The organism is Anaerostipes sp. AF04-45 (assembly GCF_003461725.1).
Classification (GTDB): Bacteria; Bacillota; Clostridia; order Lachnospirales; family Lachnospiraceae; genus Anaerostipes; species Anaerostipes caccae.
This window is the reverse complement of record NZ_QTXQ01000001.1, coordinates 378473-393756: the sequence shown is the minus strand read 5'-3', so window position 1 is coordinate 393756 and position 15284 is coordinate 378473. Positions and strand designations below refer to the sequence as shown.

Genomic DNA, 15284 nt, shown 5'->3' with positions numbered 1-15284 from the left:
TACCATGATAGCGATTATTTCACCTGCAAAAAACATGAAAGTCAGGAAAGAAAAACAGCGAAGGCTGACACATCCTGTGTTTTCAGAAAAGACAGGACAGATTTATGAAGAATTGAAAAAACTGAAGCCGTGGGAGATCGAATCTTTGATGAAGGTAAATGAAAAGATCGCCCTTCAGGCTTTTTTAGATATACAAAATTTTGAGAACGGGGACGGCAGTGCTGCTCTCATGACTTATGACGGCCTTGTATTCCAGAACGTGGGCGCAGGAGATTTTACCGGATGGGATATGAAATATGCCCAGAGGCATGTGAGAATCTTAAGTGGACTGTATGGGGTGCTGAAACCTTTGGATGCGATTCATCCGTACCGTCTGGAGATGGGCTGCAAAGTAAAAACAGCAGGACAGGGTCTGTATCAATTTTGGGGAGATGCGATTTATAAGGAACTTTATAAGGAACAGGATCTGATCCTGAATCTGGCTTCTGAAGAGTATGCCAAAACCGTGAGAAAATATCTGGATGGGCCGGACCGTTTTGTGGATGTGGAGTTTCTCACCATGAGAAACGGAAAGCTCCGGACCATCGTGGCATGGGCCAAGATGGCCAGAGGTCAGATGATCCGCCATATTGTAAAGAACAGGATAGACCGGCCGGAGGATATCAAAGAGTTTGACTGGGACGGATATGAGTTTGAACCTTCCCTGTCTTCGGAATCCAAGTATGTATTTATCCTGCGGGAGACAAAGTTTTAGTTGACGATCAGGAATCCAAGGTTTAACAGCGCCGCAAACAGGCACCAGATAATGTACGGGATCAGAAGTAAAGCAGATTTTTTGCTGTACTTTCGGAATACATAGAACATCAGTGCATTGAGCAGGTTTAGAGCCAGGATCCAGACAAAAGAGAAAAAAACCAGCCCGTATTCAAAGAAAATGATGGGCCAGAAGAACAGAAAGAAGGACACGGCGAGAAAAAGCTTGATTCCCTGTTTTTTCTCCTGTTCTGTGATGTCCGAGGTCAGCAGGGTGTAAAGGCTCAGTCCGAGCAAAATATCGAGGATCAGCCATACGACGGAAAAGATCCACGGGGCAGGAACGAATGGAGGCTTATTCAGCTGACGGAAGACCTCATCCATCCGGGGTGTCAGGAGTCTGGAGAGCAGACTGACTAAAATGGGAAAAATGATGCAGAGTTTTAAAAGCTGCTTCTTTGATAATTGTTTCATAACACACACCTGGGGCTTTTTACATAGTCTATGCTGCAAGGGTTGTATATCTTGACAAAAAAAGATATTATAATGGGAAAAGGAGTGATATGAAATGGAATTAAAGTGTCCTAAAATATATAGAGACGGAAAATATCTGGCTTACGGCGGCAATCAGGAATGGTTCCCGGGCACGTTCCAGCGGCGTGCGGGATGCGGAAGCGTCACCGGCACGAATATCGCCGTCTGTGAAGGCTTATTTTCGCAAGAAGTAGAAAACTCAGAGTCCATACCCTATGAATCATATCTAGAACTCATGGAGGGCATGTATCAGTATATGACGCCCGGTTTCATGGGCTATCCGCTGATCGGAAAATTTAAGAAGGACTTTTTAAGCTTTGCATCCGGCAGAGGGAAAGACCTGAAGGCTAAAAGTATGTTTCTGCCCAGAGATAAACAGGGATGCCTGGAATTTATCAGGGAAGGGCTGTATCACGGACACCCTGTGGCGCTGCTGATCTGGCGGCATTCCAGGAAGGAATTCAGGGAAGACAACTGGCACTGGGTGACCATCACAGGATATGAAGAGGAACGGGAGATTTTGATCTGGTCCAACTGCGGGGAACGGGAAGAGATCCCTGTGAAAGTCTTGCTGGATGACTCGGCTAGATATTATATCGGACTGGTCCGTTTTGAAGAAAAGAATTAAAGAGTTCCGATTTTTACAATTCATATGAAGAGAAAGAGAGTAAGCTGTAACCCATCAGCAGGAAACAAAGTAAATAAGAGAGATGGGAACAAAGGCGTTCACCGGAGATATATCCGGCGGACGCCTTTCTTTTATAAAAAGGAGTGATATGTATGGAGAGAACAAAAAAATTGGGACTCGGAAGTGCGATATCCGTCTGTGTGGTATTGATCGTAGCCACCAGCTGTCTGCTTTCCCTCGGGCAGGGCATGGGTCTTGCAGGCAAAAATTTTATTATCGCACTGTTTGTCGTACTGATACTGAACGGGTTTTTGGCTTTAAGTTTTTCAGAGCTGCATTCCATGATGCCGAAAGCAGAAGGGGGCCTGGGACAGTACACTTTGGTGGGTTTAGGACCGGTGGCATCTATGGTATCTACGTTATCCGCTTATGTGATCGTTGATATTTTATCCGGTTCCGTAGAAATCGCCATGTGCGGAACGGTGCTGAATCAGATTTTTCTTCCCCAGATTCCGGCACCGGTGATCAGTGTGATCGTATTGGGGGTTCTGTCCTATGTAAACTATAAAGGAGTTGATTTTTTTGCCCGAATCCAGAATATTGTCGTATTCCTTCTGCTGGCATCTTTTCTGCTCATGGGTATCATAAGTTTTTTCCATCTGGGTACCGGCGAGATAGTGACGGCTGCACAGCAGACGAAGCCTCAGATTACCGGTATCAAAGGATCTAAAGAACCCTAAAAGAGATGTACTTTTGGCTATGATTATTGGCATTGTCGTCCTGTTCGGAGTGCAGGCACTGCTCGGTGTGGGAATGACACAGTATGTCACACTGCAGGAACTGGCAGCAAAGATTATCCTTACGCTAGTATTATATATAGGCACCAGGCTGAAGGCTTCCCCAATGATCGGAAAGCCGGGAGATTACTTTTTCGGCATCCGGTTTATGCCGGGAAAGGTGATACTGCCTGACACGGTGAATCCGAATGAACTGGTCGAAGGGGAAGCAGCGCTGATGGAATTTATGAGGGCAGAGCAAGTATTTGACAAGATCATTCAAAGCCGTGACTTCCGGGCACAGATACAGGTTTTTTTAAATTTTTATGTGAACTGTAATCAGGAAAAGCTGGAGCACTTAGAAGACAGAAATCTTGGAAATTACCTGATTGATGAGATCACCAGGCGGGCCGGAAATGTAAAGATTGAAGAACTGGGTGAATTGACAGGGTATTCTGTCCGTTATGTAAATAAAGTGTTTAAAGAAAATATGGGAATTTCACCGAAAACGTATTGTAAGATCGCCCGGTTTCAGACCGTTTTAAACAGCCTGAAATGGGAAGAGGACGAAAAGGACCTGCTGGCCATTGCCATGAATGCCGGATATTATGACCAGTCCCATATGATGAAAGACTTTCGAAAATATACGAATATGACGCCGGTGCGGTATATCAAGAGTTTGGAGGAAGCGGAATATAAAAACAGGCTGATTATTTTAGGGTGAGTATTAAAAAGAGCTGATGCATAAAAATCATCAACTCTTATCTTATATGTATCTTTATTGTTCTCTAAAACACAATTTACCGTCTTTCGGGTCTTCCACGATTGCAAGAGATTCTAAATGTACGCCCTTATCCCTAATAATCTGTCCGCCGTCTTGGAAGCCTTTCTCGATCACGATACCGCAGCCGATCAGGTTAGCGCCGGAGCCGTTGACAAGATCGATTAATCCGTTTAATGCCTGTCCATTGGCAAGGAAGTCATCGATGATTAGAATATTGTCATTCGGGGACAGGAACTTTTTTTCTACAAAAATATCAAATTCCAGCCCTTTGGTATAAGAAATTACCTTAGAGGTCAGCAGGTCTCCGTCCAGATTCTTGGACATGGATTTCTTTGCAAATACAACCGGGATATTGTCAAAATACTGTGCGGCAATCGTCGCGATCCCAATCCCTGAGGCTTCAATGGTCAAGATTCTGGTGATATTTTCCGGAAACAGTCTTCTGAATTCTTTTCCTATTTCCTGAAGCAGCCCGATGTCCATCTGGTGGTTTAAGAAACTGTCAACTTTGAGGATTCCCCCATCCTTTAATACGCCGTCTTTTAAAATGCGCTCCTCTAATAATTTCATAAATTTCTCCATTTCATTCGACTTTTTTATCATTCTAGCACCAAAAGCTGTCAAAATCAATGAGATCAGGCAAGAATTGAGTTGTAAAAACACCATGCCTACCTTATAATATATAAGAATATAGGTTATTTTATAAAGATATATAGGAATATAGGAGGAACGCCCGTGAACCACGAGAAATTTCTTGTCCTTGATTTCGGGGGACAGTACAATCAGTTAATTGCAAGGAGAGTCAGAGAATGCAGCGTTTACTGCGAAATTAAACCTTACACTGCCTCACTTGAAGAAATAAAAGAATACAATCCAAAAGGAATCATTTTTACCGGAGGACCCAACAGTGTTTACGGAGAAGATTCCGCCACATATGAAAAAGAAATATTTGAACTGGGAATTCCGATCCTGGGTATCTGCTATGGTTCCCAGCTGATGGCCCATGTCCTCGGCGGCAAGGTGGAAACCGCCCCTGTCAGCGAGTACGGGCACACAGAAGTGGATCTGGACAATTCATCCAAGCTCTTTGACGGCGTGGGTGATAAAACAGTCTGCTGGATGAGCCATACCGACTATATCGCCGAAGCGCCGGAAGGTTTCAAGATTACCGCAACAACTCCGGTATGTCCGGTGGCTGCTATGGAAAATGCGGATAAGAAGCTTTACGCAACCCAGTTCCATCCTGAAGTTATGCATACAGAACAGGGCAAAGAAATGATCTATAATTTCTTATACAAAGTATGCGGCTGCAAAGGTGACTGGAACATGGATTCTTTCGTGGATGATATGATTAAATCTATCCGTGAAAAAGTTGGAGACGGAAAAGTGCTCTGTGCATTGTCCGGAGGCGTGGACTCCTCTGTGGCAGCCGTTATGCTGGCGAAAGCAGTCGGAAAGCAGCTGACCTGTGTGTTTGTAGACCATGGACTGCTCCGCAAAAATGAGGGTGATGAAGTAGAAGCAGTCTTCGGACCGGAAGGACCGTATGACTTGAACTTTATCCGAGTGAACGTTCAGGATAGATTTTATGAGAAATTAGCGGGAGTGGAAGAACCGGAACAGAAACGTAAGATCATCGGGGAAGAATTCATCCGTGTATTTGAGGAAGAAGCAAAGAAAATCGGATCTGTGGACTTCCTGGTACAGGGAACCATTTACCCGGATGTGGTGGAAAGCGGCGTCGGTAAATCTGCCACCATCAAATCCCATCACAATGTGGGAGGCCTCCCTGACTATGTAGATTTCAAGGAAATCATCGAGCCTCTCCGTGATCTATTCAAAGATGAAGTAAGACAGGCCGGAAGAGAACTTGGAATTCCGGAATATCTTGTCATGAGACAGCCATTTCCAGGACCGGGACTTGGAATCCGTATCATCGGAGAAGTAACAGCGGAAAAGGTTAAGATCGTGCAGGATGCCGATGCAATTTACAGAGAAGAAATTGCAAAAGCAGGAGTGGACAAAGGGCTAGGACAGTACTTTGCAGCATTGACAAATATGAGGTCCGTGGGAGTTATGGGGGATGGAAGAACCTATGACTATGCCATTGCGCTGAGAGCTGTTAACACTTCAGATTTTATGACTGCAGATGCGGCACAGATCCCTTGGGAGGTGCTTGGGAAAGTGACTACCAGGATCGTGAATGAAGTGGAACATGTCAATCGGGTGATGTATGACTGTACGGGGAAACCGCCGGCTACGATTGAGTTTGAATAAGTTGGAGTGTCATAAAAATCCAGTGTTTATGCGGGTTTGCGGCACTTTCAAAAGTCTTTTGATAACAAATTGATAACAGTTGCATAAGAGCCATTATTCTTGTAATCCAGTGGTTTTATGGTTAGAGAATGATTGACAGGCGGTTGTGCAACAAATAAATCCATATTATAAACTAAGCCCTTAGCTGTGGGTATGAAACTCATGGCTAAGGGCTTTTTGTCGTCTTTATTTATCTGGTTTGAGTTGATCTTTGAACATTTCAACTAAGGCGTCACTAAGTTCCTGTGATGGCACTTTCGCCCATCTTTGTGTGGTATCGAACTTTGGATAGTGGTAACGCCAGTTATCGTATTCTTCTTTACTGATTTCTTCGGAAGATAACTTGTCCGCCTGTTCTTTCCAAGCATAGAGCATTTTCAGTAGTTCGTGAGCGTCTTTTCCTTTGTTCTTGTTGACTTTCAGACAGACTTCTCCGTCTGCTTCGCTGACAGTCAGACCATATAAATCTTCAAGGGTAAACAAAGTGTGCATCAGTCCGATATAGCTGTCAATATCGGGTACATCGAGGGCATGAGGGGAAACATCAAGTGCCTGTGCCAGTGCAGCAGTAAGTTCCGCTTTCGGTTTTCTTGTTCCTGTTTCATATTGTGCTAAACGTACATCGGCACTTCGCTCAGGGAAGCCAACAATCGTACCAAGATATTTTTGTGTCATTCCACGCAGAATGCGGAAAAAATGTATTCTCTCTCCAATCGCCATAATCATCGCTCCTTGTATATGTAGTGTAATCAGTATAGCAGATATGTTTAGGCGAAGTCAAGATAATACAAAACAAAAAAGTTTAATATTTTTCCGAAAACCACTTGACACAAACAAATATGCTTAGTATAATAGGCTCAAAATTAAACAAATAAGTTTAGAGAAAGAGGAGGACAATCTATGGAGAACAAATTTATTCGTGCCGAAGAAGTGGCACAGGAACTAAGCGTATCAAAGCCTTATGCCTATAAGTTAATCCGACAGCTGAATGAGGAGCTGAAAGCTAAAGGTTTTATTACGATTACAGGGCGTGTGAACCGCCAGTATTTTTATGAAAGGCTCTACGGAGCAGGAAAGGAGGAAAAGTAATGCCGGTATTTAAGAATGAGGACAATGGAACATGGTATGTGATGGCAAGGTATGTGAACTGGAAAGGCGAGCGTAAACAGAAATGTAAGCGTGGTTTTGCTACCAAGAAAGAAGCTCAGGAATGGGAGAGAATGTTTCAGTTACAGAATGCGTCTGACCTTGATATGAGCTTTGAAGCCTTTACCGAACTGTATATCCGGGATGTGAAAACCCGTCTGAAGGAGAACACATGGCTGACAAAGGAGCATATCATCCGCACGAAGATACTTCCATATTTTGGCAAGTTAAGAATCAGCGAAATTTCCACAAAGGAGATTATCACATGGCAGAATGAACTGCTTGCCTATCGGGATGAGAAGAAAAAGCCATACTCACAGACTTATCTAAAAACGCTGCACAATCAACTGTCAGCCATATTTAATCATGCGGTACGTTATTATGAGTTGCGTTCCAATCCTGCCGCAAAGGTGGGAAATATGGGAAGTGAGGAACACAAGGAGATGCTGTTCTGGACAAAAGAAGAATACAAGAAGTTCTCTTTTGAGATGATGGACAAGCCAGTTTCCTTTTATGCCTTTGAAATGCTTTACTGGTGAGGTATCCGAGAAGGGGAATTGCTTGCACTGACCGCAGCGGATTTTGATTTTGAGAAAGAAACGGTCAGAATTAATAAATCTTATCAGCGACTACACGGAGAAGATGTGATTACCACACCGAAAACAAAGAAAAGCAACCGCATGATCAAAATGCCGAAGTTCCTTTGTGAAGAAATGCAGGAGTATTTGAAAATGCTCTACGGATTGAAGAAGAAAGATCGCATTTTTACAGTCACAAAAAGTTATCTTCATCACGAGATGGACAGAGGGGCAGAAGCCGCAGGCGTAAAGCGTATCCGCATTCACGATCTCAGGCACAGCCATATAAGTTTGCTCATTGATATGGGATTTTCGGCGGTGGCGATTGCAGACCGTGTGGGGCATGAAAGCATTGACATCACTTACCAGTACGCTCATCTGTTCCCGTCAAAACAGACGGAAATGGCAGATAGATTAGATGATTTAGGGAAAGGAGAGATTGCAAATGTCAGCTAAGAACAGGGATAACAAAAACCGATGGAGAAACATCACAGTAGGATTTCGGGTATCTCCCGAAGAAAATGAACGCATCAACAAGGCGGTTGCCTTATCGGGGCTGCCCAAACAGGAATACTGTTACCGCCGCTGTCTGAATCAGGATGTGGTGGTACAGGGCAATCCGAGAGTGTATAAGGCACTCAAACTGGAACTTGCCGCTGTCCTTACAGAGTTAAAGCGGATTGAAGCAGGGAACAGCGTGGATGAGGAACTGCTGAATGTAATTGAACTGATTGCCATTATTCTTGGCGGTCTGAAAGGAGAGGATGAAAATGGAGAATAAAAAAGAAAAGACTACTCCGAATGTATCTGTTGGCGCAGATACGGAGCAGCCAATTCAAAAAATCGCTGAAAATAGTATATCCGAGTATGAGAAAAATATCAAGAGTTTTGAGGAAATGCAAAGAGAAATGCAGTTGAGTTTAGACCCATCCTATCTCAAAGCAGTTTCCATGAATGAACTGTTTGACACCCAGTATCAGAGCAAGCCGCCGCTGATCGATGGTCTGCTCTACCCCGGCACATATATTTTTGCAGGTTCTCCCAAACTGGGAAAGAGTTTTCTGATGACACAGCTTGCCTATCACGTCAGCACAGGAACACCGCTTTGGAATTATACCACCCGAAAAGGAACGGTACTGTATCTTGCCCTTGAGGATGATTACCGCCGCTTACAGGAACGTCTGTATCGGATGTTTGGGACAGAGAGTACGGACAATCTTTTCTTCTCTGTTTCTGCCAGTCAGCTAGGGAAAGGGCTGGATGAACAGCTTGCAAGGTTTGTGGCAGAGCATACAGACACAAAACTGATTATCATTGATACACTTCAAAAGGTGCGTGAGGTTGGTGGAGATAATTACAGCTACGCCAATGATTATCAGATTATGGCAAGGCTGAAAAGCTTTGCAGACGCCCACGGTCTTTGTATCCTGCTCGTACACCACACAAGGAAACAGACGGCGGATGATAAGTTTGATATGATTTCGGGAACAAGCGGACTGCTCGGTGCAGCGGATGGGGCGTTTCTCCTTCAGAAAGAAAAACGGACAGGGAATGCCGCAACTTTGGAAGTATCGGGCAGAGATCAGCAAGACCAAAAGCTATATCTTATCCGCAATACAGAAACGTTATTGTGGGAACTGCAAAGGGCAGAAACTGAACTGTGGAAGGAACCGCCAGAGCCTTTACTGGATGAGATTGCCGAACTTGTTATGAAGGATAAATCCTTTTGGGAAGGCTCAGCAACGGAACTGGTTTCGCTGATAAAGGTAGAAATTCAGCCCCATGTCATCACACGAAAACTGAATGTTCTTTCAGGGCGATTGTATGCAGAGCATGGCACTTATTATAAGAGCAACCGCACCCACGATGGGAGAAAAATACGGTTTTGGAAAGACGATACGGAAACAGCGTGACAGTTGGTGACGGTTGTGACGGTATTTTTGACAGCGGGGGCGGTAGCGAAATAACCGTCACAACTGTCACATACCGTCACGGAAAGGATGGGATACGATGAGAAACGTGCAAATATCACAGGAATTATTTATGCAGCTGCTCCGTTTTCACTTGATGGAAGATGAAAGCTGTGAGAGAGAAATCAAGCAGGAGTTGGAGAAAAAGTTGGACAGGATGGTCATGCGTGACCTGTTTGGAAAATCAAAAACTGCACCGACAAAGGAAGAACGGGAACAGGCAAGAAAAGAATATCTGGACAGGCGGGGAGTGCCGGAGGGTTTCCGTTGGTAATTCTTCCTTGATGATAAGGACAGGGGTGTGCCACACCCCTGTGAATAATAGACAAGACAGGAAGGGAGTGTTGCAGATGCTAAAGCAGCCGGAAAGAGGAAGCAGAAACGTGAATGATTTCTTTTATGAGATGGAGGGCAGACAGCTACAAAAAATGAACAAGGTACTGGCAGGTGTGGAACTGACGAAAGCAGAGGAAAGAACCCTGATATGGCTTGCCGGATGGGAAGAAAGTACCGTAGATCATCTGCTGTCAGTCATAGAAAAAGCAGCCCGGATACGGGCAGATAAAAAGGGCGGATACGCCCATAAATCTAATCGTGAGTCCGAGAAGTAATCGGACTTTGTTAAACAAAAACAAGCCCTCGGCGTTTGAGAGCGAAATACACCCATCGCACAAACCTAAAGTTTTATGCTCTTTGTATTTCGCCCTGCCGGGAGCAAACCGCCGACAGGCGGATAGGTTCGTAAACAGGTGCCTATGCACCTACTCACAATAAAGTCGGCGAGAGTCGAGGAAGGAGGATGCTTATAGGTAGACATTCATTTATCAGACAAAGCAAGCTGTCCGATGTAGCTGGAAGGATTGATTATATCTCCAATCCGAAACGACAGGAATATCTCTATGCGACCTATCAGACAGAAGGAGCAACACCGGAGTTTTGGAAAAATCTTGCAAGAGAAAATCAATTGGACTTTAAGGCGAGTGGTTCAGTAGGGAAATGTATTGAAGGGCGTGAGTTTATCACAGCACTTCCCGAAAGTTTTGTTCAGTACAGGGCAGATGATGTGGTAAGACTTTTTACGGAAACTTTTCATAAAAGATATGGTGTGGAGTGCAGTGCTGCCCTTCATCACAACAAGGCAAAGACGAATTATCATATTCATCTTGTATTCAGTGAACGGAAAATGCTGGAACAACCCGAAGTGAAAATCGCTATCCGAAATATGTTTTACGATGAGCAGGGGAAGCATAGACGCACGAAAAAAGAAATTTTAGACGAGCAGGGCAATCTTCGGGCGGGGTGCAGTATTATCCCCAAAGGGGAAGTTTATGAAAGCCATATCTTCACGAAAAAGGATGAATGGTTTAAGAACAAAGCCTTTACCAAAGAAGTCAAGGAACTGTTTACCGATACGATCAACCGATATGTAAAAGAAGAATCAGAAAAACTATCCGTATTCCAACAGGGCGGCGTATATCTGGCGACCAAGAAAATCGGAAAGAACAATCCGAAAGCAGAGGAGATAAAGGCGGACAATGCGGCAAGGCAGGAATGGAATCGGACAGTTGATGTGGCATTAGTCGAGGGTGTTCCCGAAGAAGATATTTTGAAGATCAAGCAGGAAAAAATCACAGATAAAACGTTGCAATCTATCAGGACATACGGCTGGATGCCGGAGATGTTCCGTCAGATTATCCGAGGTGCGAAAGACTTTTTACAGGAAGTAATTTTCAAATTCAAACTACTGCCTAAACCTGTGCCAAAGATTGATTTGCAGGAATGGAAAGATATGCAGAAGCTCATGTATGAATTGCAGAGACAGTCCATGGAGATAAAACGCACACAGCAGGATATTTCTTCTTTGAAAAAGCAACTGTCACAGTTACGGGGGCTATTTAAAGGCAAAGAGCGAAAATCTCTGGAAGGGCGAATTGAACTGTTAGAAGATTTGGAAAAGCGTCTGCACAAGAGTTTGGAACAGATAGTAAAACGGGAAGGCTATCCCAATGAGCAAGCCTTTCAGAAGATTTATAACAAGGCAGAAGAACTGATTATAGAATACAATGAAGAACTGAGAGCATGGAAAAATCAGACGGAGCAGAAGAAAGAAAATCCGTTAGAACAACCGAAAAAAGCAAGCGTACTGGAAAAGCTACACCGCTATCAGCAGGAAGGAAGACAGCAGCCGAAACGGTCAGTCAAGAAGAAATCAATGGATAGAGAACGATAAGAAAGGTGGAAACGATTATGAAGAAAACAATATTTGAAGAAATGGGCGGCACTTATATCAGACACGGGGATTATCTTATCCCCTGTCTTACCTTGCCGGAGGAAGAAGAACAAAGATTTATCGGCGTATGGGGACAAAGACATAAATACTATTTGAAAGAACATAAGAGAGCGGTTTATATTACTCTGCTTACAAGTGACAGGCTGAATAGTTATCTTGCAGATATAGAAGAACAGGCGCAGGAACGCTTTGAAAGGATTGTAGAGCAGATGAAACAGGCACAGGGGATTACAGAACAGTTAAAGGCAGAAAATCAGAAGGAATGGGTAGCGAGAATGAATAATATACAAGCGTGTGCGAGGGAGATTGTGGATAAAGGGATGATTTATCAATAAGAAAAGGTGTATGGTGGAAAGCAAGTCTGAAAACAAAATGATTAGGCGTTGTCAGATTCGAATAACAGACAGAAAACCTCGGATGCCCATTTTATAAGGGTTTCCGAGGTTTCTTTATGCCTGTTGAATCTATTTCTTTTGACGGAGTATTTTTTATGCGTTAATACCGAAAAACTTCTCCATATCCTCTTCCACAGTGCCAATTCCTGCAATGCCGAAGTTCTCGATCAAGACCTTTGCAACATTCGGGCTGAGAAATGCCGGAAGTGTAGGGCCAAGGTGGATATTCTTCACACCAAGATATAAAAGAGCCAGAAGAACGATAACTGCTTTTTGCTCGTACCATGCGATATTATAGATAATTGGCAGATCGTTAATATCGTCAAGCCCAAAGACCTCTTTGAGTTTCAAGGCGATTACAGCAAGGGAATAGGAATCATTGCATTGACCTGCATCCAGAACACGTGGGATGCCATTGATATCGCCTAAAGGCAACTTGTTATATTTATATTTTGCACAACCGGCAGTAAGGATGACAGTGTCCTTCGGCAGAGCCTTAGCAAATTCTGTATAGTAGTCGCGGCTCTTTGCTCGACCATCACAGCCCGCCATAACCACAAACTTTTTGATAGCACCGCTTTTTACAGCTTCTACAACTTTATCTGCCAAAGCCAGAACCTGTGCATGGGCAAATCCGCCGATGATTTCACCGGTTTCGATTTCACTCGGAGCGACACATTTTTTTGCATGCTCAATAATCGCAGAAAAATTTTTTTGTTCGCCAATTTCTCCCGAAATATGTGTACATCCCGGATATCCCGCAGCGCCGGTAGTGTAAAGCCTGTTTTTGTAACTATCCTTAGGAGGAACAATGCAGTTGGTTGTCATTAGAATAGGACCGTTAAAGGATTCAAATTCTTCTTTTTGTTTCCACCAAGCATTCCCATAATTACCAACAAAGTTAGGATATTTTTTGAAAGCGGGATAATAATGAGCTGGCAACATCTCGGAATGCGTATACACATCCACTCCAGTTCCCTGTGTCTGTTCTAACAGCATTTCCAAATCGCGCAGGTCGTGGCCGGATACCAGAATGCCGGGGTTCTTTCTGACACCGATATTTACCTTTGTAATTTCGGGGTTTCCATAGCTGTCTGTGTTAGCCTTATCCAGCATTGCCATACCGGATACTCCGTATTTTCCTGTTTCCATTGTTAGAGCAATCAGATCTTCTACACTAAGGTTGTCATTCAGCGTGGCAGCCAGTGCTTTCTGAAGAAATGTGTCAACTTCATCATTGTCCTTCAACAGCACATTTGCGTGCTTCGAGTAAGCGGAAAGTCCCTTCAAACCGTAGGTGATTAACTCGCGCAGAGAGCGAATATCCTCGTTTTCGGTAGAAAGAACACCGACAGTTCTGGCTTTTTCTTCCCAGTTTTCAGATCCGTTCCATTTTGCGGCTTCAGGCAGAACAGTCAGATTGGTAACTTGCTTTAGCAGAACTTCCTTTTCGGTCAGTGTAGCACGGATTCTTGATTCAATGCTCTCTTTATCAAAATTTGCGTTGGTAATGGTAGTGAACAGATTCAGAGTAATCAAGTGATTGATTTTGGCAGATACCTGCTTACCTTCCTGACGCAATGCAGTCGTAATAGCCGAAATTCCTTTTGTGACATAGACCAACAGATCCTGCATGGCCGCTACATCAGGTTTCTTTCCGCATACGCCGGACATGGTGCAGCCCTTGCACCCGGCGGTTTCCTGACACTGATAGCAAAACATTTTTTGTTCCATAATATGCCTCCTAAAAACTATTAAAATTTGAAATAATGTGGTTTCTTCTCAATCAAAAAAGCATATAGACGCGTTTGAATTAATCTTCCCAGGCGATTGCAGACACAGGACACGAGTCGATGGCCTCCTGTACAGCACCTTGATCTTCAGCGTTTGCTGGTTGATACGCTTCTGCCTTTCCCTGCTCGTTCATACGGAAAACCTCGTCGCAGATCCACAGCAAAGCCCACAGCCAATGCAGAGATCCTTATCTACTTTTGTTGCTTTCATAAAATCACCTTCCTTTGTCAATTTTGCGTTTGATTAAAATACAACTACTAAAAGCATCTTGAACGCTTCCTGCCCATATACCGCATGGGGATGGCCTGCTGGCATGACAATAGATTCTCCTTCGTGCAGCAGATATTCAACGCCATCAATCGTGATTTTTCCGATACCATCCAAGCAGGTGACGAAGGCGTCCCCACCCGATTCATGGGTGCTGATCTCTTCGCCCTTTGCGAATGAGAACAGGGTAATACTTACTGCCTGGTTTTGTGTCAAAGTTTTGCTGACAACCTGCCCCTCCTGATAAGAAATTTGCTCTCTCAGCGTCAGTACTTCTGATTGAGCAATGTTTTTCATTTTTTTACTCATAGTATCTCTCCTTTTATTCCAAAATTTTACCACCCAACGAAATCGTAACAATCTGCCAAGGAATGAATTTTCCGCTTGCCTGCAACGCTTTTTTGGCAGCTAATTCCAGTCCGCCGCAGCAGGGAACTTCCATGCGTACAACCGTCACACTTTGAATGTTGTTGTTTTGAATGATCTGCGTCAGCTTTTCGCTGTAGTCTATGCTGTCAAGCTTTGGACAGCCGATAATCGTAATTTTCCCACGCATGAAATCCTCGTGCATTCTGGCATAGGCGTATGCACTGCAATCCGCTGCAATTAACAATTTTGCGCCGTCAAAATATGGTGCATTAGTCGGTACCAGTTTGATTTGGCAGGGCCATTGTCCCAACTGTGATTCTGTCTGTACCCGGGCAGAAGGAGTTGTTTCTTGTGAATGTTGAATACCCTGCATTCGACTGCCGGGGCAGCCTGTATGGGGAACAGCGGCATGATTGCTTTTCGCTTTTTTCCTCATATTTTCCTGCACAGCTTTTTCATCATAGGCGGCAGCTTCTCTCTCCACAAAGGAAATTGCACCTGTCGGGCAGGTTGGCAGACAATCTCCCAAACCATCACAATAATCATCTCGCAGAAGTGTTGCTTTGCCGTTTACCATGCCGATTGCACCCTCGTGACAAGCTTCGGCACACGCACCACATCCGTTACATTTTTCTTCATCTATTTGGATAATTCTTCGAATCATTTTATACCATCCTTTCTCTT

At 44.0% G+C, this 15284-nt stretch carries 19 protein-coding genes and 1 pseudogene; 13 read left to right on the top strand and 7 right to left on the bottom strand.

What is annotated here, in order from left to right; all coding sequences use genetic code 11:
• Positions 1–4: 4 nt before the first annotated feature.
• Complete coding sequence (gene yaaA, locus DWV34_RS01990; RefSeq protein WP_009291098.1) at positions 5–754, top strand: peroxide stress protein YaaA; 750 nt, start codon at positions 5–7, stop codon at positions 752–754.
• On the opposite strand, the gene DWV34_RS01985 is transcribed toward yaaA, so the two are convergent.
• Positions 751–1227 carry a TspO/MBR family protein gene (locus tag DWV34_RS01985; RefSeq protein WP_009291099.1) on the bottom strand — a complete coding sequence of 159 codons (477 nt, stop codon included), beginning with the start codon at positions 1225–1227 and terminating at the stop codon, positions 751–753. The genes yaaA and DWV34_RS01985 overlap by 4 nt on opposite strands.
• Positions 1228–1321: 94 nt before the next feature.
• Between DWV34_RS01985 and DWV34_RS01980 the strand changes: the two genes are divergently transcribed.
• From DWV34_RS01980 to DWV34_RS17335, 3 genes are all read left to right on the top strand, one after another.
• Positions 1322–1915 (top strand): hypothetical protein, encoded by a 594-nt coding sequence (locus DWV34_RS01980; RefSeq protein ID WP_118475141.1) that lies wholly within the window; start codon positions 1322–1324, stop codon positions 1913–1915.
• Between the two features lie 152 nt (positions 1916–2067).
• Positions 2068–2655, top strand: a complete 588-nt coding sequence (locus tag DWV34_RS01975; RefSeq protein ID WP_009291101.1) for an amino acid permease — start codon at positions 2068–2070, stop codon at positions 2653–2655.
• 19 nt (positions 2656–2674) lie between these two features.
• Positions 2675–3415: a helix-turn-helix domain-containing protein gene (locus DWV34_RS17335; RefSeq protein ID WP_022261212.1), complete on the top strand. Its 741-nt coding sequence runs from the start codon at positions 2675–2677 to the stop codon at positions 3413–3415.
• Positions 3416–3469: 54 nt separating this feature from the next.
• Here the strand turns inward: DWV34_RS17335 and DWV34_RS01970 are convergent, their stop codons facing one another.
• Complete coding sequence (locus DWV34_RS01970; protein ID WP_009291103.1) at positions 3470–4045, bottom strand: xanthine phosphoribosyltransferase; 576 nt, start codon at positions 4043–4045, stop codon at positions 3470–3472.
• Between the two features lie 165 nt (positions 4046–4210).
• On the opposite strand from DWV34_RS01970, the gene guaA reads away from it, so the two are divergent.
• Entirely contained in the window at positions 4211–5752 is a 1542-nt protein-coding gene (gene guaA, locus DWV34_RS01965) for a glutamine-hydrolyzing GMP synthase (protein WP_118475139.1), read from the top strand.
• 225 nt (positions 5753–5977) lie between these two features.
• Here the strand turns inward: guaA and DWV34_RS01960 are convergent, their stop codons facing one another.
• On the bottom strand, positions 5978–6511 hold the full coding sequence (locus tag DWV34_RS01960; RefSeq protein WP_024739121.1) for a helix-turn-helix domain-containing protein: 534 nt from the start codon (positions 6509–6511) through the stop codon (positions 5978–5980).
• Between the two features lie 180 nt (positions 6512–6691).
• Here DWV34_RS01960 and DWV34_RS01955 point away from each other — a divergent pair, with 180 nt between their 5' ends.
• The 8 genes and pseudogenes from DWV34_RS01955 to DWV34_RS01920 all read left to right on the top strand — a co-directional run bounded on the left by DWV34_RS01955 (position 6692) and on the right by DWV34_RS01920 (position 12110).
• Positions 6692–6880 (top strand): transcriptional regulator, encoded by a 189-nt coding sequence (locus tag DWV34_RS01955; protein ID WP_024739120.1) that lies wholly within the window; start codon positions 6692–6694, stop codon positions 6878–6880.
• A pseudogene (locus tag DWV34_RS01950) lies at positions 6880–7971 on the top strand (tyrosine-type recombinase/integrase). The gene DWV34_RS01955 and the pseudogene DWV34_RS01950 overlap by 1 nt, the downstream one beginning before the upstream one ends.
• Positions 7961–8296, top strand: coding sequence for a plasmid mobilization protein (locus DWV34_RS01945; RefSeq protein ID WP_118475137.1), 336 nt, complete (start codon positions 7961–7963; stop codon positions 8294–8296). The pseudogene DWV34_RS01950 and the gene DWV34_RS01945 overlap by 11 nt, the downstream one beginning before the upstream one ends.
• Complete coding sequence (locus DWV34_RS01940; protein ID WP_118475134.1) at positions 8286–9428, top strand: helicase RepA family protein; 1143 nt, start codon at positions 8286–8288, stop codon at positions 9426–9428. The genes DWV34_RS01945 and DWV34_RS01940 overlap by 11 nt, the downstream gene beginning before the upstream one ends.
• A gap of 97 nt (positions 9429–9525) precedes the next feature.
• Positions 9526–9759 carry a complexin-2 gene (locus DWV34_RS01935; protein WP_187115066.1) on the top strand — a complete coding sequence of 78 codons (234 nt, stop codon included), beginning with the start codon at positions 9526–9528 and terminating at the stop codon, positions 9757–9759.
• A gap of 76 nt (positions 9760–9835) precedes the next feature.
• Positions 9836–10096, top strand: a complete 261-nt coding sequence (locus DWV34_RS01930; RefSeq protein WP_118475426.1) for a hypothetical protein — start codon at positions 9836–9838, stop codon at positions 10094–10096.
• A 188-nt stretch (positions 10097–10284) separates the two neighbouring features.
• Positions 10285–11715, top strand: coding sequence for a MobA/MobL family protein (locus tag DWV34_RS01925; RefSeq protein WP_118475132.1), 1431 nt, complete (start codon positions 10285–10287; stop codon positions 11713–11715).
• A gap of 17 nt (positions 11716–11732) precedes the next feature.
• Positions 11733–12110 carry a TnpV protein gene (locus DWV34_RS01920; protein WP_118475130.1) on the top strand — a complete coding sequence of 126 codons (378 nt, stop codon included), beginning with the start codon at positions 11733–11735 and terminating at the stop codon, positions 12108–12110.
• Positions 12111–12263: 153 nt separating this feature from the next.
• Here DWV34_RS01920 and hcp read toward each other — a convergent pair whose 3' ends face one another.
• The 4 genes from hcp to DWV34_RS01900 form a co-directional block, all read right to left on the bottom strand.
• The gene (hcp, locus tag DWV34_RS01915; RefSeq protein ID WP_118475128.1) at positions 12264–13904 is read right to left on the bottom strand and encodes a hydroxylamine reductase; all 1641 of its coding nucleotides are present in this window, start codon (positions 13902–13904) and stop codon (positions 12264–12266) included.
• A 79-nt stretch (positions 13905–13983) separates the two neighbouring features.
• Positions 13984–14097, bottom strand: a complete 114-nt coding sequence (locus DWV34_RS18175) for a 4Fe-4S domain-containing protein (protein WP_330416940.1) — start codon at positions 14095–14097, stop codon at positions 13984–13986.
• 110 nt (positions 14098–14207) lie between these two features.
• The gene (locus DWV34_RS01905) at positions 14208–14540 is read right to left on the bottom strand and encodes a cupin domain-containing protein (protein ID WP_009242442.1); all 333 of its coding nucleotides are present in this window, start codon (positions 14538–14540) and stop codon (positions 14208–14210) included.
• Positions 14541–14553: 13 nt separating this feature from the next.
• On the bottom strand, positions 14554–15264 hold the full coding sequence (locus tag DWV34_RS01900; protein WP_118475126.1) for an ATP-binding protein: 711 nt from the start codon (positions 15262–15264) through the stop codon (positions 14554–14556).
• Between the last annotated feature and the right edge of the window lie 20 nt (positions 15265–15284).